This is a genomic window from uncultured Gimesia sp., assembly GCF_963976445.1.
Taxonomy (GTDB): domain Bacteria; phylum Planctomycetota; class Planctomycetia; order Planctomycetales; family Planctomycetaceae; genus Gimesia.
The window spans coordinates 25,660-48,149 of sequence record NZ_CAXBKP010000036.1 but is presented as its reverse complement, the minus strand read 5'-3'; the positions used below and the strand labels follow the sequence as shown (position 1 = coordinate 48,149).

At 50.1% G+C, this 22,490-nt stretch carries 13 protein-coding genes and 1 tRNA gene; 9 read left to right on the top strand and 5 right to left on the bottom strand.

Annotation, left to right across the window (positions count from 1 at the left end):
- Positions 1–328 precede the first annotated feature (328 nt).
- The 4 genes from AAC022_RS25325 (at position 329) to AAC022_RS25310 (ending at position 9,314) form a co-directional block, all read left to right on the top strand.
- Positions 329–400, top strand: a tRNA-Gly gene (locus tag AAC022_RS25325).
- Positions 401–599: 199 nt separating this feature from the next.
- Positions 600–2,072, top strand: coding sequence for a trigger factor (tig, locus tag AAC022_RS25320; protein WP_339735763.1), 1,473 nt, complete (start codon positions 600–602; stop codon positions 2,070–2,072).
- Positions 2,073–2,203: 131 nt separating this feature from the next.
- A complete protein-coding gene (locus tag AAC022_RS25315; RefSeq protein WP_339735761.1) occupies positions 2,204–3,013 on the top strand; it encodes an SGNH/GDSL hydrolase family protein in 810 nt (269 codons plus the stop codon).
- A gap of 169 nt (positions 3,014–3,182) precedes the next feature.
- The gene (locus AAC022_RS25310) at positions 3,183–9,314 is read left to right on the top strand and encodes a hypothetical protein (protein ID WP_339735759.1); all 6,132 of its coding nucleotides are present in this window, start codon (positions 3,183–3,185) and stop codon (positions 9,312–9,314) included.
- Between the two features lie 15 nt (positions 9,315–9,329).
- Here the strand turns inward: AAC022_RS25310 and typA are convergent, their stop codons facing one another.
- Positions 9,330–11,153 (bottom strand): translational GTPase TypA, encoded by a 1,824-nt coding sequence (gene typA / locus AAC022_RS25305; protein WP_339735757.1) that lies wholly within the window; start codon positions 11,151–11,153, stop codon positions 9,330–9,332.
- A gap of 287 nt (positions 11,154–11,440) precedes the next feature.
- Between typA and AAC022_RS25300 the strand changes: the two genes are divergently transcribed.
- Both AAC022_RS25300 and AAC022_RS25295 read left to right on the top strand, forming a co-directional pair.
- Positions 11,441–13,054 carry a D-aminoacylase gene (locus AAC022_RS25300; RefSeq protein WP_339735755.1) on the top strand — a complete coding sequence of 538 codons (1,614 nt, stop codon included), beginning with the start codon at positions 11,441–11,443 and terminating at the stop codon, positions 13,052–13,054.
- 1 nt (position 13,055) lies between these two features.
- The gene (locus AAC022_RS25295; RefSeq protein WP_339735753.1) at positions 13,056–13,826 is read left to right on the top strand and encodes a (5-formylfuran-3-yl)methyl phosphate synthase; all 771 of its coding nucleotides are present in this window, start codon (positions 13,056–13,058) and stop codon (positions 13,824–13,826) included.
- Here AAC022_RS25295 and AAC022_RS25290 read toward each other — a convergent pair.
- On the bottom strand, positions 13,818–14,912 hold the full coding sequence (locus tag AAC022_RS25290; protein WP_339735751.1) for a PDZ domain-containing protein: 1,095 nt from the start codon (positions 14,910–14,912) through the stop codon (positions 13,818–13,820). The two genes, AAC022_RS25295 and AAC022_RS25290, sit on opposite strands and share 9 nt — an antisense overlap.
- Positions 14,913–14,997: 85 nt before the next feature.
- A complete protein-coding gene (locus tag AAC022_RS25285; protein ID WP_339735749.1) occupies positions 14,998–16,005 on the bottom strand; it encodes a trypsin-like peptidase domain-containing protein in 1,008 nt (335 codons plus the stop codon).
- A gap of 382 nt (positions 16,006–16,387) precedes the next feature.
- Here AAC022_RS25285 and rfbC point away from each other — a divergent pair, with 382 nt between their 5' ends.
- Genes rfbC through AAC022_RS25270 form a run of 3 tightly spaced genes read left to right on the top strand, consistent with a single transcriptional unit; the run spans position 16,388 to position 18,671 of the window.
- The gene (gene rfbC / locus AAC022_RS25280) at positions 16,388–16,936 is read left to right on the top strand and encodes a dTDP-4-dehydrorhamnose 3,5-epimerase (protein ID WP_339735747.1); all 549 of its coding nucleotides are present in this window, start codon (positions 16,388–16,390) and stop codon (positions 16,934–16,936) included.
- Entirely contained in the window at positions 16,933–17,970 is a 1,038-nt protein-coding gene (pdxA, locus tag AAC022_RS25275; protein WP_339735745.1) for a 4-hydroxythreonine-4-phosphate dehydrogenase PdxA, read from the top strand. Before rfbC ends, pdxA begins: the two co-directional genes overlap by 4 nt.
- Positions 17,971–18,002: 32 nt before the next feature.
- Positions 18,003–18,671: a histidine phosphatase family protein gene (locus tag AAC022_RS25270; RefSeq protein WP_339735743.1), complete on the top strand. Its 669-nt coding sequence runs from the start codon at positions 18,003–18,005 to the stop codon at positions 18,669–18,671.
- Positions 18,672–18,697: 26 nt separating this feature from the next.
- Here AAC022_RS25270 and AAC022_RS25265 read toward each other — a convergent pair whose 3' ends face one another.
- Together AAC022_RS25265 and AAC022_RS25260 are read right to left on the bottom strand one after the other, a co-directional pair.
- A complete protein-coding gene (locus AAC022_RS25265) occupies positions 18,698–20,155 on the bottom strand; it encodes a pectate lyase (protein ID WP_339735741.1) in 1,458 nt (485 codons plus the stop codon).
- Positions 20,156–20,198: 43 nt separating this feature from the next.
- On the bottom strand, positions 20,199–22,376 hold the full coding sequence (locus tag AAC022_RS25260; RefSeq protein ID WP_339735739.1) for an FAD-dependent oxidoreductase: 2,178 nt from the start codon (positions 22,374–22,376) through the stop codon (positions 20,199–20,201).
- Positions 22,377–22,490 lie beyond the last annotated feature (114 nt).

Below are 22,490 nucleotides of genomic sequence, written 5' to 3'. Positions count from 1 at the left end.
GAGAGACATTTCCATAAAATGCTTTCATGTATAGAGTTAACGCGAAGATGCTTCGCCGCAACATGGTGAGAAAACACAACACGAAATGAAGAGGCCTACTCGTGGTAAGAATCTGCCTGAATAATCCGATCGATTGATAGAGTCAGATAAAAACAGACGGAACGATCTCTGATTCAAGCTAATAATTCAAAAAAGTCACTGATATCCACGATTTACTTCGCCTCGTTCTCTTGACCTCTGCGAATAACAAGACATAATCTCAAGCACAGGAACCACATATCGTTACCTATGGTATTCAATTCACCAATGAATAGGTATGTGTTGACTTGCGGGCGTAGCTCAGTGGTAGAGCACCACGTTGCCAACGTGGATGTCGAGGGTTCGAATCCCTTCGCCCGCTCTTTTTTTCGCACATAGAATCTGCAGGGATCTACTCCAGCCCCCATCATAAATAGATAATGTGGGGCTTTTACTACATTAAGTAGTATCACGAAAAAGCAGCGTCGCAGTATAATACTGCGACCCTCAGATTGAGTGCAGAAATTTGGGAATGCCCCCACAGCTGTTTTCTACACATAAGTAAAGAAAAGGATTGGACCGTGTCTGACGAACTCGCCACAACTGATGCCACCGCTGAAGAAACTGTCTCTGCGGACAGCGAGTACAAGATGTCCGTGACCGCCAAAATTGATGAGGTTGGTCCCTGCAAGAAACATGTCACTGTTACTGTTCCTCGCACGGACATTGATCATTTCTATTCTGAATCCGTTTCAGAATTAGGAGGCCAGGCAACGGTTCCTGGTTTTCGCGTTGGTCATGTACCTAAGAAACTAGTCGAAAAACGTTTTCGCCAGGAACTGACTGATCAGGTCAAGCAACGGGTTTTGATGGAAAGCCTGGAGCTGATTGCAGAAGACAATGATCTCGACCCAATCAATGAACCAACGATTGATGTCGAAAGCCTGGAAATCCCCGAAGAAGGTGAATTCCAGTTCGAATTCGAAGTCGAAGTTCGTCCTGATTTCAAATTGCCAGAATACAAAGGCCTGAAATTAGAACGTCCTGTTCGCGAGATTGCAGACAAAGACATTGACGAATATCTGAATCGCTTCCTGAACCAATATGGTGAAATGGAAGAACGCGAAGGGCCAGCCGAAACGGAAGACTACCTTGAAGTCTCCATCAAATTCGAACACGATGGCAAACCACTCAGCGAAGTGAACGAACTGGTTATCCCACTACGACCCATTTTACGCCTACAGGATGCGGAAATCAAAGATTTCGGTGAGCTGATGGCCGGAGTCAAGACGGACGATACCCGCGAGACCGAACTCGAAGTCTCGGAAGAGGCAGAGCAGATCGAAATGCGGGGCGAAAAAGTCAAAGCCACATTCACCGTCAAGAGCGTGAAGTTCATCCAGGTCCCTGAGATCAACGAAGAACTTCTTGAAAAAGTCGGTGCTGACACTGAAGAAGAGCTGCGAGAAGAAGTCAAAAACATTCTCGAACGCCAGGTGACCTACGAACAACGTCAGACGACCCGATCACAGGTTCTGGAAAAAATCACCGAATCTGCCGACTGGGATCTGCCTGAGTCCTTAGTGACCAAGCAGGTTGAAAATGCGTTACGTCGCGAAATTCTGGAAATGCAACAAGCTGGATTTTCCCGTCAGGATATCCAGGCACGTGAGAACGAACTGCGTCAGCAGGCGATTTCTTCAACACGCAAGGCACTTAAAGAGCATTTTGTGCTGGATAAAATCGCCGCTTCAGAAAACCTGGAAGTTCAGCCTTCAGAAATCGATATGGAAATTTACTATATGGCAATGCAGCAAGGCGAAAGCCCACGCCGCGTTCGTGCCCGTATGGTCAAATCCGGCATGATCGAGAATCTGGAAGCACAGCTGCGTGAACGTAAAGCCGTCGATGTCATTCTGGAAAAAGCAGAATACACCGACACGGAAATGAAAACGCCAAAAGAAAATCAGGTTTCCGCAGTGGCTCGATCTGTCTGTTCTAGCTTCGCTTCCGGTGCAGGCGAAGAGGAAGAAGCCGAAGCAGACAAAGAATAGATTTCATACATTCTTTGTCTTTAAAGACTCAACCATAAAAGCGGTACTGTTTATACAGTGCCGCTTTTTTAATGCCGTCAAATCTATCAACTGACATTCTGCACTACACTACAACATGCTAAACTCAGTTTATGAATGATTTAGAGGTCATTGAAAATCCGCGTTCGCAGCGCCCGGTGATCCTGCTGGGCGCCAGCAACCTGACGCGTGATTTTCCCCTCATCCTACGGCTGCTACAAACTTCAATAGATTCACCGACGGATATATTCACCGCTATGGGACACGGACGGTCTTATGGCGCATGGAGTCGCCTGCTTCATCGAGCACTTCCGGGAATTACTAAGAGTGAACTCTGGGACGCGCTGCCAGAACGAACTTCTGAAAGTCATCAGCCTTTGGCGCTCTTAACAGATATCGGTAATGATCTGATTTATGGTCAATCAACCGATACCATCTTTGGCTGGGTCAAGGACTGTGTCAGACAGCTCCAGCAAATCGATGCCCGGATCACCATTACCCTGCTTCCGGAAGAGAGCCTTTCGCGACTCTCGAATCTCCGTTTTGAACTAACACGCCGACTGTTTTTCCCAACAAATCCTGCATCTCTGACTGATCTGATCCAGAAGGTTCAACGCCTGAATCAACAACTGCTGGAATTCGCAGTTTCCAATCAAATCTGTATCGTCGAAGCCTCCCAAGACTGGTACGGGTTCGACCCGATTCACTATCGCTACTCGCAAAGAACTCTGCTCTGGAAATTAATCCTATCAACCTGGCCTCTCCCACAGCTGGAACATAGTCCGGCAAAACAGCGCTGGTACGACACATTCTACTCCGTGTTCCACTTGAAGCCTGCTTTGAAACGTCAGTGGGGAAAAACACACCACACACCACAACCTACGCGAATCCTGTCTGATGGCACTCGGATTTCCATGTATTAGACTATATTTGTACTAATACCTTACCAGTTTTGGATTTACACCATCTCCATTTCTATTTTTCATGAAAAGTCTGGTTTGTGAGTGATATATTGGTAAAGACTACGCCTTTTAAAGAGTTTTCAGCTTTGATGCATTCTTGATCAATTTCTACAGGACCTGCAGCATGGACATGGCGATCCTCATTTTTTTTATCGCATTGACGATACTCGCTTCAATCTGCCATGGCTTGTGGGTACTCGGCACCCTGATCTATCGATTTTTCTCCCGTGGTGGCTCCTTTCCCAAAAAGACACCCGTTTCATCAGAAATCGAACCGGATCAGGACCGACTGATCACACAGCGTTATCTCAGACGTTTATACTACGAAGGGAAAATCCCCGAAAAGGAGTTTCAGAAACTCTTAAAATACACGGCAGAGGATTTGGATTCACCATCCGCTAAAGCCACCCCACAATCAGCTCAGCCAAAACCCCAGACGCAACCCGCGACGCCCCACCCGAAACCAACTCCTTCATACTCCGCGCATCTGGAAGAGAGCGCCGCTTCAGAAGTTGCTGACTTTCTGGATGAGGATGCGTTTCTCGATGAACCAGCCATTACAAAACCCCCTGTTATACCTGCAACGATCGTAACAGCAAAACACTCCCTTCCCCAAACAGCGCCCGTCGAAAAACGAGCGTTCGGTTCCTTTCTGAATGCGTTCATGGAAGAGAAAAATATTCGCTGGGGAGAACTGACCAGCGGGCTGCTAATTGTCGGCAGTGCGATCGGCCTGGTAGTCAGCCTGTGGTCAACACTAAAAAATCAGATCCCTTACCTGCCGGCTCTGCTGTTCCTGTTAGCAACCGCGGCCATTCATGGCGCGGGCCTCTATACTTTCAAACGCTGGAAACTGGAATCAACGAGCCGCGGGCTCCTGTTAATTACCGTGCTGCTGGTTCCGCTCAATTTCCTGGCAGCCATCCGACTTTCCGATCATCGCCCGGTTACCGATCCGTTATTTATTCTCGCCATCAGTATTGGTTTTGCCGCGTTTGGATGGATGGTCTTATCTTCCAGCCGGATTCTGGTCAGCTTTGGACGCTGGCAACTCTTACTGGCTGTGCTTGGCTCGTCTGCAGGTCAAGTAATCATTTCACGCATGTCGGTCTCCGACCCCACATTGCTGCGAACGAATCTGCTCGCAGCGTTACCAGTCGGCTGTTTTGTTATCGCTATGGCAAGTATTCTTAGACGCACTTTTGACTGGAAAGAGATCTCCGATTCGCTGGCCCGCGAATTGGTCACACTCGGCGGGCTTTCCCTCTTCGCTGTTCTGGCACCCTGCTGGCTCTTAGTCTGGAACTCAACCAGTCGCCTGGAAACCTTTGCCTGCCTGACATCGCTGGTCAGCGTCATGGAAATCCTGCTGATGGGCATGGGGCTGGTGTTACACCACCGAAAAGTGAACGACGACGCACCGCACTGGTCGCTGGCTGGTTCTTCCATCGTCGTCTTCTCTGCCTTGATGATGCTGATGAATTTTGCCATCGCCTGGCCTCGCGTTGATATCATGATTTTGCTCGGCGTCGTAAATGGCATTAGCCTGACGTTGCTGGCTATTCAAGGCCGCTTCGCACTCTGCCATATACCGGCTCTGATTTCGACTGCGATCGCCGGCTTACTGGGCTTCCACATTCTCACGGATACGATTGCCCTGCAGGGAACTTCACAGCGGATGCTGATCGAAGCCCTGCTGCTCGGGCGTAGTGCGATTGTGTTGATTTCGTTTGCAATTCTAACCTCTCTTGGAGCGATCTGGTTGAAACTAGCCAGGAAAGCGGAGGCTGCCCGGTATTATCTTTATACGGCAGGCTGTTTTTCGATCGGCTCAAGCCTGATCGCCGTGTATGCCGGCTATATCACTCGCACCGATGACGTCTGGTGCTCACTGGCGTTGCTGATCAATGCCTTCATCTTCCTGTTTGCAAACTGGCAAGCCCGAAAGCAGGTTCTTTCGGTACTTGCTTCAGCGCTGTGGTTTCTGGCGTTGCAGCACGCACTCTGTATTAATACCCCGGTCCAAAACTGGCTTGCCGAAATAAAACTCTTGCCGGATGCCCCGTTTGTCTGGGGCTGCCTGATTCATGCCACATCCGGACTGCTCTTCCTGCTCGGTTTAGAGTTCTGGTCTCGCTCCAGCACTCAGCTGACCCAGCCCTGGTCACTACGTCCATTGAAAGGGAATCCATTTACCACGCCGATCGTATTCGGTTCCATTGTGACCTCATCACTGCTGGTCCCGTACGTGCTCCTGCAAACCATGTCGGCAGAAATGCACGCCTTCTATGCGTTCTGGATTATGCTGATCTGGATCACAATCGCTCTGATTCAACGTTCCGACATCTGGTTTCTCTTTGCACAATGTACGGGAACCGTCGGCACACTGTATGCCGCGACCGCCATAGGAGAACACTATGGCCTGTGGGTCGAATCGGGGCGTGCAACACCGCGCTATTGGCTGTTTCACATTATGGCCATCGCAATCTGGGTTTTATTGGGATCGGCGATCCACTCCAAAAAATACTCCCGGAATATGCTTGGCGCTTTGTCTCGGACCTCCCGCTGGAATCTTCAACCGGTGCTCTTAGCTGGTTCGGTTGTTGCGACGGGCCTCGTTCTCTTTTTATCAATCATTCCCGCGATCGCTGCTGACTTTGACCTGGCATTCAATATTCAAAAAGTCCATCAAAATGTAAGCCCTTTGATGCTGATATTGTTTCTGTATCTGACTGTCATCACGGTCCTCTCACTCACGAAGCCTCGTGAATTCAGCGCTGGCACGCAAGTGGGCCTGGTCCTGGGACTGCTTATTTTTATCGCTGGATACAAATTTCAGATTCTGCAGATTTCCCAAACGGAGATTGGTTTCTCACTCGCACATTCAAAAGACGCATTTGGGATCTGGAGCTGGCTCTGTCTCGGTTTATTGACCGCTGCCTGCATCCCTTATCTCAACAGTAAATTTCAGAAGCAGACGACGCAAGGTTTGCTGTTTGTGACCTATCTGATTCCGTTTTTGATTGCGGGTTATTTTATTGAACAACACCACACGGCCGATGCCTTGCGCTGGGGCCTGGGAATTTATGCATTAGTCATGACACTACTGATTCTAAAATCAGAATCGCTGATGGAATATTTCCGTTCACGGCAAATCCGCCTGCGTTATTTGCCTCAGTTATTCGAAGACAAACTGACATGGCGGAATCTGAGTCTACTGGGAGCCAGCCTGCCACTCCTCGTGCTCACCCTCTATCAGGTCTTCGGTTCCTGGTTGGAAATCTCAGTCCCCCTCGAAGAGGGAGCAACTTCCAGCCTGGCGATGCCCCTGCTGACTTTTTGTGTTCCCATTTTGATGCTAGTCGTCGCGTCTGTGTTGTATGCGATTCACTTTCGCGCGGCCGGTTGGATGCTGATTGGCTCTCACCTCCTGGCGGCAACAGTCATCATGGGAACCATCCTGACATTTTCAGAACCCCCGGCCGAGTTCCGAATCGATGATTTACTCCAGATTTCCATTTACACTGGTCTCGCATTGGCTCTCTATGGACTGTTCTGGCTGGCGATCGAATCGAAAATCAATCGTAATTTTCAGGAACACCAAATCCTGTCTCCCGTTGCATGGCCTTTGCTTCGCATCCATCTCGTGACGCTGCTGTGTCTCGTAGCGGCCCCCTACTTCTTTCCGTTTATCATGAACCTGAACAGTCCCGAACACAACTGGGCCATGCGTTATCCGCAAATCCCGTTTGTTGCGTTGGCATCGTTCTTCATGTCAGCCACTTGCATTCATATTTTTGCTCAGCGGTATTTTAGTAGTCTCAAAACAAACGGACTCACCTGTCTCAGCCTGGCTTTGATCGGTTTCACCACGGTTTTGCTCTGGCAATATTCAAAGCTGACTGGCTGGCAGATCAACCTGATCATGGAAATCGGCTTAGTTCTGGTCGGCGTGTTCCACACAACACGTTTTTTTCTGGAACACCGCCAGCCAGAAACCGACCTGGAACAACAGACGACTGTGTTCCGCCACTTATACTGGACTCAGTTTATCTGCCTGACTCTCTTTGCGTTTACCCTTCGAGGTGCCTGGTCAGACGCGTTTCGGCCCTACCCCGCTCTGATGATTGCGACAGCAGGAACACTACTCTACTTCACGCTGGGAATTTGCCTCAGAAAACAAATCATCGCATATGCCTCGCTACTCACTGCATTGCTGGGAACCGTTTTTGTATTCACGGCGCACTGGATGGATGCGGGAGTTCATATCACGTCACAAGACTGGATGGACCTCTTAAAGTGGTCTATCACGACGGCTGCCGGCGTATCGGGATGCTGGTTAATCGTTGACCTTTACCGACAAACATCGCTTCCTAATGACATCCCGAAAACGGAAGCACCGGCGTTCCAGCAGATTCTAGCCCAGATCCTGAGCAGCCTCATTTTATTTTATACCCTGCTGATTACAGTCTCGCGCACCCTGCTGGTTTCAACAGACGTCCCCATAATTCGCGACCCTGCCGGCTGGACTGCTTTACTTGCAGTCACCATCCTGCTGACGGGGTTGATCTGGGATCGGAAAAGTCGATACTGCCTGCCGGCACTGTTTACGATGGGCATCTGTCTGATCGTCACTTTTCTCAGCACTGAAACGGAATTGCGACGACTCGCGCAGCACTCGGGGCTGGCGCTGTCCGGTTATGCATTTCTGCTCAGTATCCTGTGGAGCCTGCGAAGTCTGATCAGCCAGAAATTTTCCCAACTCGCGATCCCCAACTTCGAAGCGTTCCGAAAACAAACCCGAAGCTGGCTCCCCCCAGCGGTGACGCTACTCGCCGTCTATGCCATGCTGGCACTATTACATAGTGTGCTGCGATTTGAAGCGCAGTCTTTGCGATGGTGGTCTGTTTTGGGAACGGCGATCACCAGCCTGACTTTTTACGCGATGAGCACACACTCCGAACTCTCCCAGAAGTTTAAAAAACGAGCAATCCTCGCAGGAGGCCTGGCCAGCATTTATTGCGGCTGGGCGCTGCTACCCGCAAAAGAGAATTTTTACTGGCTCGACCATCTGATTCGTTTTTTGGAAGCGGTCTCGATTTTAAGCCTACTAACCACGCTGGTTCTGGTCAAGTGGCCGTCCCTGAAACGGGACTGGTCAGAAGCGTTGCGAAAAAGTTCGCGTACCTTTCTGATCGCTGCCGGCGTTTCACTGCTGGGAATCCTGATCTCAGAAACTGGTTTTCAGATCGCCGGAATTCCGCTGGTCATTTCCCAAGCCCGGATTGCCGTCGTCTCAGCGGCACTGGTATTACTCTCAGCCGCGTTAATCCTGATGGCATCGGTTCCGAAGTACGACCCGTTTCAACTTACACTCAAACGACGGATGTTATATGTGTATGCATCCGAAATAGTTCTCGCTCTCCTGTTCCTGCACATCTATCTCACCATGCCAGAACTGTTCCGAGGATTTCTCTTACCATACTGGCCTTATATCGTGATCGCAATCGCGTTTGTCGGGGCTGGTGTAGGAGAATTCTTCGAGCGTATCGGGATGAATGTGCTTTCTCAACCACTGCAGAGAACCGGTACTTTTTTACCATTGCTGCCGGCACTCAGCTTCTGGATTCACGCGGCTTCCCGGCAGGCGTCTCCCGTTGTAGGCGACTATTCGATGATTCTGCTGTTGATCAGCCTGGTGTATGTAGTGATGAGCTTATGGAGAAAGTCGTTTGTTTATACGACGCTGGCCGCACTCGCCGGCAATGGTGCGATGTGGGCCTTCTGGGCTGAACAGGGACAGTTCTTCACACAGCACCCTCAACTCTGGCTGATTCCCCCCGCCCTGTCCGTATTGATCGCAACTCACTTGAACCGCGAGAAGCTCAGCACCGCGCAGCTCACCGCGGTCCGATACTTTTCGACGATCTCGATTTATGTCAGCTCCACCGGCGATATGTTTATCGCCGGCGTTGCTGAAAACCTGTGGTTGCCGGTCATCCTCTGCGGACTGTCGGTGCTGGGCATGTTTGCCGGAATGATGTTCCGCGTTCGTGCGTTCCTGTATGTCGGTGCTTCGTTTCTGGTCTTGTCCATCGTCAGCATGATCTGGCACGCTTCCCAGTCCCTGGGTCACATCTGGCCTTGGTGGGCCTTCGGGATTGGACTGGGAATTTGTATTCTGACCCTGTTCGGACTGTTTGAGAAACGTAAAAACGAAATGCAGGAACTGGTTGGCAAACTGAAAACCTGGGATCGCTAAACAGCGAAACCAGATTTATTCGCCAGTCGTAGTGCGATGATTCCGTTTGCGTTCATTTTCCGTCAGATAGATTTTGCGCAAACGAATGATCTTTGGAGTGATTTCCACATATTCGTCGTGCTCAATATATTCCAGAGCCGATTCGAGACTCATATCTCGAGGCGGTTTGAGAACCATATTTTCATCTGAGCCGGAAGCCCGTACGTTGGTCAGTTTTTTGCCGCGGATCGGGTTCACCACCAGATCATTGCTGCGTACATTTTCGCCAACAATCATGCCTTCATAAACATCGACCCCGGGCCCGATAAAGAATTCGGCACGGTCTCTCAGTTTCCATAATGCATAACCGACGGCCTGACCTTTATCCTGGGAAATCAACACACCGTTCGCACGGTGAGGAACTTCCCCTTCACTGACTTTGTATGCTTCAAAACGGTGATTGATGATGGCTTCCCCTTTGGTCGCATTCAGCAATCGTGTTCTTAAACCAATCAAACCACGAGCGGGAATCGAAAATTTCAGGTGTGACATTCCCGTCTCACCCGAAGTCATATCGAGCATCTGGCCACGACGGGCACAGACCAGTTCCATCACGGATCCGACCACTTCGGAAGGAGCGTCAACTTCCAATGATTCAAATGGCTCATGCCATTTTCCATCGATCTTCTTGCGAATCACTTCTGGTTTCCCTACAGAAAGCTCAAAGCCTTCGCGACGCATTTGCTCGATCAATACAGATAAGTGCAAGATACCCCGACCGGAAACGGAAAAGGAATCCTTGTCTTCTCGTTCAACGACACGTAAAGCGACATTCGATTCCAGTTCGCGCATCAAGCGTTCACGCAGATTACGACTGGTCACATACTTTCCGTCTTGTCCTGCCAGAGGCGAACTGTTGATGGTGAATAGCATCGACAGCGTCGGCTCATCGACATCAATCCGCACGAGTGCTTCAGGCTTCTCTGCACAGGCAACGGTATCACCAATTTCAGGATTATCCAAGCCAACCAACGCGACGATATCGCCGGCAGTTGCTACGTCGGCGGGGGCTCTTCCGAGGTTATTGTAGAGTTCAACGGAATCGACGGTACACTTAATGTGATCGCCGTTGCGTTTGATCAGTGTGACGCGTTCTCCGGTCCGAACCTTACCACTATTGATGCGACCTGTCGCGACGCGGCCCACATATTCGGACCACTCCAACGTGGTCACCATCATGGTCAGCGGTGCGTCCTGATTGACATCAGGTGCAGGTACGTTTTCCAGTACCATGTCCAACAGTGGATGAATACTATCACCAAAGTTGTCGAGGTCGTGCGTAGCAAACCCTTCGCGGGCGCTGGCATAGATGTAAGGAAAATCAAGCGTTTCATCGTCCGCTTCCAGATCGACGAACAAATCGAACATCTCACTCAAGACGTGATCGGGACGACAGTCAGAACGGTCGATTTTGTTAATCACCACGAGAGGCTTGAGATGGCATTCCAACGCTTTTTTCAGAACGAAGCGGGTTTGAGGTCGAGGGCCTTCAAAGGCATCCACGAGGATCAAAACACCGTCCGCCATGCGCAAGACGCGTTCAACTTCACCACCGAAATCCGCGTGACCGGGAGTGTCGATGATGTTGATTTTCACGCCTTTATACATCAATGCGATGTTTTTGGCCAAAATGGTAATGCCACGTTCCCGCTCCAGATCGTTTGAATCTAGAATACAGTCGCCCTTTAATTGAGCATCACGAAAATGACCACTTTGATGTAACAAGGCATCAACCAATGTCGTCTTCCCATGATCCACGTGCGCGATAATTGCAATGTTCCGCACATCTTCTCGTTTCATGACTCTGAACTCTTCCCACAATGAATCTTTCGCGCGACCGTCTTAATATTCAAACGTTCCTTACAGGGAACAGAGGGTCTCAGCAAAAAACCGCCTTTCAGCGCATCAGGCAACTATATAAGGCGCAAAATATATCAACAATAGATTAGTAACGCAAAGCCCAGAAATAGACATTCTTACTGGCAGTTCTGTCTGGTTTTAGCGATACTTTGACCATTACTACGCTCAATCTTCATAAATCACGAGATTTCACCGTAAATCCAATGTTTACAAAGGGGTTCGACCGTATGGGACAGCTTCGCCTGCTGATCTGCTTTTGTCTATTTTTCGTGACTTTACTGCCGATTGACCCTGTCTCCGCTCAGAAACCGGAGCCATTCGACCTCATTCTTAAGGGGGGAACGATCATTGATGGCACAGGCAAGCCCGGTTTTACCGGCGATATTGCCCTCAAAAATGATCGAATTGTCCAAATCAGCCCGGAAATTAACGGGGCGGCTGACCAGACGATCCAGTGCCGTGGATTGACGATTGCACCGGGATTTATTGATTTACACAACCATAGCGACCGACAGATTGTTTCTCCACTGACTCGTGCCAATATGAATTATATCACTCAAGGATGTACCACCATCGTCACAGGCAACTGTGGCAGTGGTCCGGTCGATACGGGTGCATACTATCGTAAAATTGATGCTTCGGGTAGCGGAACGAATGTGATGCATTTGATCCCACAAGGCTCGTTGCGAGACACTGTGATGGGATCGGGCCAGAGAAAGCCGACCCCTGAAGATCTGAATAAAATGAAAGTGCTGGCTGAAAAAGCGATGCAGGATGGTGCCTGGGGCATGTCCACCGGGCTGATCTATGTCCCCAGCTCCTATGCCGAAACCGATGAACTGATCGAGCTGGCAAACATTGTCTCTCGGCATCAGGGGATCTATGCCAGCCATATCCGCAATGAAAGTACGGGGTTGCTGGCGGCCGTAAATGAAGCTCTAAAGATCGGCCAGCAGGCCAAGCTTCCCGTGCATATTTCGCACTTCAAATCTAGTGGTCAGGATGCCTGGGGCCTGGTAATCAGAGCAGCAAAAATGATTGACGAAGCGCGGAACGCGGGACAAGCTGTCACCGCCGATCAATACCCCTATATTGCCTCCAGCACATCCCTGGGTGCCACGCTGATTCCCGCCTGGGCCAGAGCGGGCGGGAATAAAGAGCTGGTCCAGCGCCTGGAAGCCCCCGAAACTTCGGAAAAAATTATCAGCAAGATCAATAGTAATATTCAAAAACGCGAAGGAGGCAAAGCGATTCGCATTGCCCGCTATGGGAAAAAGCCGGAATGGGTAGGAAAGAATTTACAACAAATTGCTGACGGAGAACAGAAAAGTGTATTAGACATTGTGCTGGAGATCACCCGCCAGGGAGGCGCGTCGGTCGTGAACTTCAGCATGAATGAAGACGACGTCCGTCAGATCATGCAAATCGACTGGGTTGCGACCGCCTCTGATGGGCGTGCTTATCTGCCCGGTTCAGACCGTCCGCATCCGCGCAACTATGGCACGTTCCCACGAAAACTGGGATACTATGCGATCCAGGAAAAAGTGATCCCGCTGGAACACGCAGTACGAAGTGCGACGGGGCTTCCCGCTGATATCCTGGGTTTAACAGACCGAGGTTACCTGCGTGAAGGAGCGTATGCTGACATTGTCGTCTTTGACCCCAAACAACTGATTGATCTAGCGACCTTTGATGCCCCGCATCAATATTCAAACGGAATTCGTTACCTGTTTGTGAATGGGACCCCCGCCATCAACGCCGGGTTTCCTACCGGCAGTCTGGCCGGCAAAGCCTTGCGTCATCAAGTCGCGGATCAGTCCTCAGAAAAGAAGACTCCTTAACATGCTACTGGTATCGTCAGCCTTGAATTCGCATCGCGTACAACTCCTGGTCAGCGTCCGAAATCGAGATGAAATCGCGCCTGCTCTGATGGGTGGCTGTGATATCCTTGATTTCAAAGACCCGTTTCAGGGTGCTTTGGGAATGATCGATGCGGAAACGCTCTGCTCGATTACCGAATATTTTGAGTCTCATCCCGTAGAGATTCCAGTCAGTCTAGCGCTGGGAGAACTGATAGAATGGTCAGGCAACAGAATCGCGACACGAATCCCGTCTGCCATCACCTATCTGAAAATGGGACTGGCACATACAAGACAAATGGCCGACTGGTATTCTGACTGGCAGGACTTTAAACAACAGATCGAAGAGACAAACCAGACCACTTTTCAATGGATTGCCGTGGCGTATGCCGACTGGGAACAGGCGGAAGCGGTCTCACCACAAGAGGTCCTGACAGCAGCGATTGACAGCGGATGCGCGGGACTGTTAATCGATACCTTTTTCAAACAAGGGCAAAGTCTGCTGGATCACCTGTCCCTGGACGAGTTGAATGCGCTGATTGAACAGGCACAGTCTCAGCGGCTGAAAATTGCTCTGGCTGGCTCACTACGACAGAAAGACCTTGCGGCGCTGTCCGGCGTTTCGCCTGACATTATTGGGATTCGGAGCGCCGCCTGTCGCGGGAATTTGAGAACGGACTCTGTTCAGGAACAGGCAGTCCGGGATTTTCGCAGACAACTGGATCAGCAATCTGCTCTGACTAGATCAGGATGACGTATCGGTTGAAACAGTTTGTTCCTTGGCATCCTTCAACGGATTGTAGGGAGCGTATTTTTTTTGTTTCAGCTTTTCGATCATGGGAACCACACGATTGGCCGGAATCGCAAAGGATTTGGTTCGACCGGCGCGGGCAATATTCAACCCGATGGCCTGGCCTTTGAGATCCACAATGACGCCGCCACAATCTTCAGGACGCAGAACAGTATCATGCTGCAGCACTTCGGTAAAACCGGTTTTTCGACGGCTTAATGCGCCACCCATTTTTTTCTGCATCTCACGCAGGCGATCGTAAATCAGCATCTGCGGATCAGTCAGCACTACCACGGCGGTTAGTTCTTCGTTTTCCCTTAAAACTTTGACCAGCAACCGGTCACCGGGTAAATACTTCTGTACAAAACTCGAAAGCGCACTGGCACTTTTAATGTTTTCACCGGCTACGTTCAAAATCAAATCCCCGGCTTGCAGTCCTGCTTCTTCAGCGCCGCTTTCACGCATGACCTGCTTGACCAATGCACCACCTTCGGCGTCATCAATGCGAACCCCGAGAACACCCGGAGCCGGCTTAATTGCCCGACGAGGGACGCTCAGAACTCCGACACTGACAGGAGACATACTTAACCCCGGAGTCACGAGCCATTGCCCGACTTTCGGATCGGAGGCGGATTGCCATCTCACTGTGGGCAGATTATTTGCTTTGATCTTAATCAGTGCCAGATCCAGCTTTCCATCAACGCCAACAATCTCTGCTTCGTAACGTTCGGACGTCGATAATTCACAGGTCACCTCACCATTGAGTTGACTGGCTTTGGTCAAGATCCAACCATCGGGGCCTACAATGGCTCCCAGACAGGCTTCTTTGCCATTGGAACGAATCCGCACGGTCCACGAACGGGGTGTTGAAACAACAGACCGAAATGCTTTGCGAATCTGTGAACCACTGGTTAACTGACTGGGACGCAATTGCTCCCAGGCATAACCGACAGAACCCAGCCCCCCCACGAAAACGGGGATGACCAAAAGCGCTAAAAGGAATCGAAAATTGATCGACTCTTTCTTTCTATTATTCTGGTCCTGGTTCAAGAGCTTCTCCTCACACTTACGTTTATCAACTTGATCTTTACTTCAGAGCAGAAAGAAAGATCGTCCCGTGTTTGAATTTTGAATTTTAGTCTCTGGCAGCGAGTTGGACTTCCAGCGAGATTGTTTTCTTATTTCGAATCAACTTAACCTGCACCGTTTGACCGGGCTTATACTGCTGGACAACTTCAGCCAGTTGTTCAATGCCAGTGATTTTCTGATTGTTTAACTGAATAATGATATCTTCTGCTTTTAAGCCTGCGATTTCTGCGGGAAATCCGCGTGTGACGCCGGTGACCTTGCAACCTTGCTCGGAATCAACTCCATTCACTCCCAGAACCGCGTTTTGTCCGAGAGGCTTTGCTCCCCACATGTCTCCTGAGACGAGCTTCTCCCAATCATTTTGAAACGCAGACACAGGGATATGAAAATTCCAGCTTGTCGAGGGACCGATCCGGCTGTGAATTCCGACAACCTCGCCCTTCATGTTGAACAGAGGTCCGCCAGAATCGCCGCCGATCAATGTACAGTCGGTTTGCAGCAGATGTTTCTTGCGAGTGACGACTCTCCCCAGACGAACCACCGGAGCCCGACCTGGCTGATATCCATTGGGGTGTCCCGTCGCCAGTACCCATTCCCCGGGTTCCAATTTTGAAATATCGCCCATCGGGACGGCAGGAAGTTTTGTGATATCAATTTCGTCGTCTTCAATCAGTTTCACCAGTCCGGCATCGAGCCCCCGGTTCAAACCCATTGTTCTCCCTTTTAGCGTTCGCCCATCGTGCAGAATGATCGTGGCATTTTTTTGTGCTAACCCAATAACGTGTGCTGCCGTCAAGATGTAACCGGCTTTGTTATCGATGATGACGCCACTACCTTGTGCATCTCCCACGCGAACAGACACGGTACTGTGGATCGCAGAGTTGGTGAGCGAAATCACTTTTTGCTCTATCTCTTGCAAATCTTCAAGAGAATCGGGAACGGTCTTGAAGAAGACTTCTGAGAGTGCAGCAGGAGTAGCCGGTGTAATCGGCTTCAGAGTTTTTACTTCTTCGGCACTGATGCGGGAAACCAACAGAAGAACAAACAGCACCATCGGACAGCTGAGAGCATGGCTGAGGTGAGTTCTAGTTGTTTCACCCGGAATTATTAAACGGTTTAATCTCATAATGCATCACGCAACGAAAAACAAAGATCTTCTGCTTAGGTAAAGAATGTTGACTATAGGATACGCGATGCAGGTACCAACTTTCAAGAAAAAAGACAAAAAACCACACAGTTGTTCATTTTTCTAAATGTCCTCTAAAATACGACTTGTGGCGGATTTTTTCTTCCAGAATATATCTCAGACCTGTAGGATCCGACATTCACGTTGCTTTCATCCAACATGAAATCGGCTATGATTGGCCCGGCTATTTCTGGTAATATTCGTGTTGATACCCCATAACCTGCCCTCAAATCGAAGTGTCTACAACAATATGGATATACAGCAGACAGATTTTCCCGGCCTTTTCGTCGTTACTTCGCGAGTTTTCTCTGACCAACGCGGGTTTTTCAAGGAAACTTATCAGCAGCAACACTACAAGGAAGCGGGCATAGACGATACGTTCGTCCAGGACAACTTTTCTCATTCTTCGGCGGGAATTCTACGAGGCCTGCATTATCAAATCCAACGCCCCCAGGCCAAACTGGTATTTGTGGTTCAGGGGGAAATTCTGGATGTCTGTGTGGATTTACGCAAAAGTTCCCCGACATTCGGTAAATCGTTCTCGATCAAACTGACAGCAGAGAATCATCAGCAGCTATTTGTTCCGGCAGGGTTTGCCCATGGATTTTATGTCCTCAGCCCGTTAGCAGATTTCATGTATAAATGTAGTGACTACTATTTTCCAGAATATGAAAGAACGCTGCTCTGGAACGATCCGGCGTTGGGGATCGACTGGCCTTTGACTGGAGAACCGATTCTTTCAGACAAGGATCAAATGGGGCTTCCCCTTAATGAAAGTGAAATCTTCGAAACGTTATGAAGCAGCTGCCTTTAATTGCGTTAACGATGGGTGATGTTTCTGGTATTGGGCCTCAACTACTGAATGCGCTATGCTGTCGCTCTGAAGTTTTTGAACTCTGTCGCCCCGTGGTATATGGAAACGCCGCGGTTCTGAGCCGCGCCGCACAATGTGCTGGAAGTGCTTTGAACGTCATTTCCATTGACGGCGTTTCTGACGAAATCAAATTCCAGTCAGGAACCGCTTACTGCGTTGATCGTGGAAACGCCGATATCACCGATGCGGTTCCCTGTCAGATTGATGCCCGTTCCGGCCGCGGTGCTTATGATTATCTGGTGAGCGCCATTGATGACTGTCTGTCAGGCCAGATTGATGCGATCACCACCGCCCCATTGAATAAGGAAGCCTTGCATCTGGCGGGCATCGATTATCCTGGACATACAGAGATTCTGGCTGATCGCTGTCAGGTTCATGATTTTGGCATGATGCTTTACCTGCCTCACAGTGATGTCATTAAACCAGCATCGGGGCTGGGAATTGTGCACGTCACGCTTCACACATCGATCGCCAGCGTTCCGGGTCTGCTCAAGACTTCAGAAATCTCTGAAAAAATTCGGCTGATCTCCGACTTGTCACGGGTCATGGGTGCAAGCACGCCGCGTGTTGCCGTCTGTGCGTTGAATCCGCATGCGGGCGAACATGGCCTGTTTGGCGATGAAGAAGCGCGGATCATCGCCCCGGCTGTTGAACAAGCACAACAAGCGGGCATCAATACGACAGGGCCTTTGCCCGCGGACACACTCATCCGTCGCGCCGTGAATGGTGAGTTCGACGCGGTCGTCGCGATGTACCACGATCAGGGGCACATTCCGTTCAAGCTGCTGGGATTTGACCAGGCGGTTAACATCACCCTCGGTTTGCCAATCGTCAGAACCAGCCCCAGTCATGGCACGGCGTTTGATATTGCCTGGAGCGATATGGTTCCCGATATCAAAGGGATTACCGAAGCCATCAAAGCAGCAGTGAAACTGGCGAAACACAGACAACACCAGTAACAGACCATTGTACTTCCGACAGGACTTTTAATATGGAACGCCTACAATTTATCCCGCGACCGGAGCCCGATGCGACAAACCTGTTATTGATTCGGCATGGAGCAACGCCCCCCAATGAACAGCGTCCTTACATTCTTCAAGGGTGCGGCATCAATCCGAGTCTGAGCGAATCGGGACAAAAGCAGGCGGGGGCACTGGCGGAATTTCTGGCGTCAATGAGTTCGATTCATCATGTTTACTGCAGCCCGATGATTCGTGCCCGGGAAACGGCACAGGCGGTCTGTGAGCGGTTCAACCTGACACCTCAGGAAGTCGCGGAAATCCATGAATGCGATGTCGGTCTGTGGGAAGGGAAATCCTGGGATATCATCATGCAGGAATATCCTGAAGAATATCAGGCGTTTATGAATGATCCGAGCCAGAACCGCTATGCAGGTGGTGAATCTTACAGCGATGTGCTGAATCGTTCGGAACCCGCCATTCAGACGTTACTGGAACGCCATTCGGGAGAAACGATCGCGGTGGTCGCGCATAACGTCGTCAACCGGGTTTATCTGGCAAAGCTGCTGGGACTCGAAATCGGCCGAGCCAAAGAGATCACGCAAACGAATACCGGCATCAATCTGATCCGACACAAACCGGGAGAGACAAAGGTCGTCACTATGAATGCCATCTTTCATTTAAGTGGTGTGCCACACTGAAACGGTTTTCTGTCTCCCCTGCGTCGTCAATCGGTCTTTAAGGATTCTAAATAGCTACTGAGCAGTTCCAGATTCCGACTGAAGACCTCACTCGAAATATAGTGGCTGTTGATGGGAAACTTCGGCTGTCCCACCAGTCGTTCTCCGGTACTGGTACTGATCCAGCGAGACTGGTCGTCCAGATCTTTCAGAATGATTTTGACCTCTGAAATGGTGACCGGTTTCAGCGATTGATAAGGCTTTCGTTTTTTCGCTGACTTCAAGGTATTAAATTCGCGCTGCAGTGAAACCAACTGTGATTCGATTTTCCAACCATAATGTCGGGGAAGATTGGAGTCGTCATAAGTCAGGCTGTATTTTTTACCGTTTCTGGTCATATACAGTGGACGATTGGTTTTCAATTCGTAGTAACGCGCGAGTTGACCATCGGGGAGTTGTGACTTCTTGAGGTAGGCCAGCGCACGCGGAATGGGCTTGAGATATTTTCGATCGCCGCTGAAATGGTAAATATTCATCAACGTCTGAATCACATCCTGAGTCTCACCGCCGGTAACAGCCGGTGGTTCAAATTTACGCGCCCAGATAGGCTGCATTTCGAAACTGTACTGTTGCGCCCAGGCTGGTTGTGGCGCGGGAAGTTGGGCCTGAATTAAAAAGTCACCCAGCTTAAGCACCGCCTGCCGAAAGCGATCCTCTTCATAGATCTGATAGGCCTCCATCAGTACGGAGGACACATACCCGGCCAGACCATCATTTAATGTATAGCAGTCCCAGTAATTCTTGACACGACCTTCCGTTCGCCAGTCATATTCAGGAAAGTTAGCTTTCTTTCCTGGAATCTGAGGCACCGGTCCAGTCCAGACTTGTGGAAAGGCGCCGACCGGATATTGGGCTGCGAGCAACGCATCCAGGGCAATCGTCGCCGCCTGATGAATCTGTTGATTGTGAAACTGGTGCGCGAGATCTACGCGGATCAGTAGTAGAATGGCCGACTGTGTAATACCATCATCGAGAGTCGAATTGTTCCTGCCCCTCCCTTTGCCGTTGCGATAGTCGGCGGTGAGTTTGCTCCGCGGGTTGAAATCAACCGAGTTTGTCCAGCCGCCGGATTTCAACTGGCCATACACCAGCGCCAAAGCAGCATCAGTGGCGGCATCGAGATAAAACTGATCTCCCGTCGCTTGAAACGCACTCAGATACGCCATCCCTACTGTGGGAGTTCCCGGCGGTTGAACCCAGATTTGGTCTGGGCCGGCTTTGCCTTCTCCCCACCGCTGCTGCAAGTCGAGGCTGTAGTAATAGACATAGCCTCCGTTGATGGCAAGCTTGTCACGATAAACCTGGCTCGCTTTCCGCATGCTGCGAATCACGTTTGATTTCAAAGCCGCGTCTGCTGCGAACAGGGAAGACTCAACAACAAGACTGGCGACGGAAGTCAGTAGAACACAAACGAGAATCGGCGAAGACCATTTTTTCTGTCGCACTACTGACTCCTTTTGCCAGACGTTGATAAATATCTGAGTCGCTTTACTTCGATACCGGCAGCCACTGGACGGCATCGATAATCACATAACCATCTGCGTCGGCATTCGTGACTTCCAGTACTGCTGGCTGTCCTGGTGTGAATTCATATTCTCCCAGAGAAATGAAAACGCCATCTAAAGGGGGCAACTTCTTCTGGTTGATCGTATGAGTTGCTTTCCCGTTCGCATGCTGGAGTTCCAGTTTGACCTTCGAGCTGCGATTGGAATTCGGCGTATACGCATAACGGACTTCGTAGCGTCCCGCTTTGGGTACTTTCGTTTCAAACCGGGCGACTGCTTTGCCGTCCTTCGTATTCGATTCGTGGCTGTAACTGGCGCCAATATACTTTTTGGAGGACCTGCTGGTCTCCCAGGCACCTGTCAGTTTTGCTTGTGAATCGTCAACGACGATTCCTTTCAGCGTCTTCGGATTCACACCACTCTTCCCGTATTTTGCTTCAGGGGGTGCTTCCAGAATCTGTCCTTCTTTCAGAAGCTGCTTTTTGAGGACCTCATAAGGGACATCCTGCACATCCAGCTTTTGATCAAGGGCGATGATAGCCGCTGTTGCGGCAGAGTGCCCCAGAATCATGAATACCGGCTCCATTCGAATCGACCCGAACGCGATATGCGAACTGGAAACACAGACCGGAACAAGCAAGTTACCACATTCCCCCTTCTTCGGCACCAGACTGCCGTAGGCAATTTCATAAGGGCCACGGGTTGAAACGCCGATGTCACCTTCATTCTGCACATAACCTTCGGGCGTAACGTAGCGCTGCACATTGTGCGAGTCCATCGTGTAAGAGCCCATGCCGACGGAATCCGGCGTCGGTCGTTTTTTGAGCAGCTCGTTCTCGGTCATCACATACTGTCCCACCATCCGCCGTGCTTCGCGAATATACAGCTGATGCGGCCAGTTTCCGTTATCCTTAAATTCATCGCCGGCCAAACCCCACTTGCGCATTTTATTTTGTACTTCTTTAGGAACACGGGGATCGTTGGCGATAAAGTACAGCCAGCCTTTCTGATAGGTTTCGTGCTCTTTGATGATTTCCTGTCTTCGCTGGTAGGATGCTTCAGGATAGTCATAGTTATAGCCGATGTTATCGGTACTCATCGGACCATGGTTGTTCGTATCCGTTTTGAAATTAGGAATCGGATCAAATTTCGAAAAGGTTTGTCGCCAACCTGCCTGATAGACACGGAGCAACAGTTCGTACTGATCTGCATCGTAGCCATCCGGTTTGGGAAATGGGACGCGGTTTTCAGAATGATTTGTCAAACACATCCGGAAACAGTAGGCCTGAATCTTATCATCGCCTGCACCATATTTTCCAGGATCGGCATCACTGATGCGAGGTAGCAAACCGCTGGAAGGATCGCCGGCCACTCGATAGGGACTGATTTTCTCTTTGACCGCATTCGGTCCAAAGTGATGTCGGTGATGCAGCACGCCAACCTGCACGCCGTTCCATTCTTCACCATAGACACTTTCAGCCTCGCGGCCGACATGATAACTCACATCGGCGGCTGCCATCAGATCGCCTTCATAAGTCGCATCAATAAACATCCGCCCGGCATAAGTCTTCCCGCTGAGCGTGGTGATCGAAGCGATGTCTTTGCCCGACTTTTTCACCCCCTGCTTACGGTCCAGCCATTCATTACGAAACACAGGAATCTTGTAATCGCTGACAAAGTCATCAAACACCTGTTCGGCGACGTGTGGTTCAAAAATCCACATCGTGCGCTGCTTGCCATCAATCGCAGCAGTTCCCTGCCCTTTGTCTCCGTAAGCAGATCGTTTCTGCCACTTCCAGGCGTCCGACTTCTGGTAATGTTTCCAGACCCGATGATAAAATTCGCGTGCCAGACCACCAATGACGGCTTTATTTCCCGTATCCGTCCAGCCTAAGCCTCCGCTGGAAAGTCCGCCGAGGTGTTGATCGGGGCTGACAATCACAACCGATTTCCCCAAGCGTTTAGCCTGCACGGCTGCAGTTACAGCCGCCGAGGTGCCGCCATAAATCACCACATCATATGCTTTTGTATGATCATTTTCTTCTGCATGAACTGCCTGTACGGTCACAGTCACGGCCACAGTCACGGCCACAGTCACGGCCACAGTCACGGCCACAGTCACTGCCAGGCAAAATGTAATTAACTGACGTATCAAACTCATAGGTCGTATTTCTCCAGATTGTTACTCTTATGATGACTTCTTCAGACTTCAAAAAATTGATCATTTATTCTACAGCAGAGTCGGACCAATACAAAGCAAGAACTGGTTCAGAAT

Excerpts from the sequence above, each read along its gene's own strand:
- AAC022_RS25315 (WP_339735761.1), top strand. The coding sequence starts at position 2,204 with ATGAATGATTTAGAGGTCATTGAAAATCCGCGTTCGCAGCGCCCGGTG.
- AAC022_RS25310 (WP_339735759.1), top strand. The coding sequence starts at position 3,183 with ATGGCGATCCTCATTTTTTTTATCGCATTGACGATACTCGCTTCAATC.
- typA (WP_339735757.1), bottom strand. The coding sequence starts at position 11,153 with ATGAAACGAGAAGATGTGCGGAACATTGCAATTATCGCGCACGTGGAT.
- AAC022_RS25300 (WP_339735755.1), top strand. The coding sequence starts at position 11,441 with ATGGGACAGCTTCGCCTGCTGATCTGCTTTTGTCTATTTTTCGTGACT.
- AAC022_RS25295 (WP_339735753.1), top strand. The coding sequence starts at position 13,056 with ATGCTACTGGTATCGTCAGCCTTGAATTCGCATCGCGTACAACTCCTG.
- AAC022_RS25285 (WP_339735749.1), bottom strand. The coding sequence starts at position 16,005 with ATGGTGCTGTTTGTTCTTCTGTTGGTTTCCCGCATCAGTGCCGAAGAA.
- rfbC (WP_339735747.1), top strand. The coding sequence starts at position 16,388 with ATGGATATACAGCAGACAGATTTTCCCGGCCTTTTCGTCGTTACTTCG.
- pdxA (WP_339735745.1), top strand. The coding sequence starts at position 16,933 with ATGAAGCAGCTGCCTTTAATTGCGTTAACGATGGGTGATGTTTCTGGT.
- AAC022_RS25270 (WP_339735743.1), top strand. The coding sequence starts at position 18,003 with ATGGAACGCCTACAATTTATCCCGCGACCGGAGCCCGATGCGACAAAC.
- AAC022_RS25260 (WP_339735739.1), bottom strand. The coding sequence starts at position 22,376 with ATGAGTTTGATACGTCAGTTAATTACATTTTGCCTGGCAGTGACTGTG.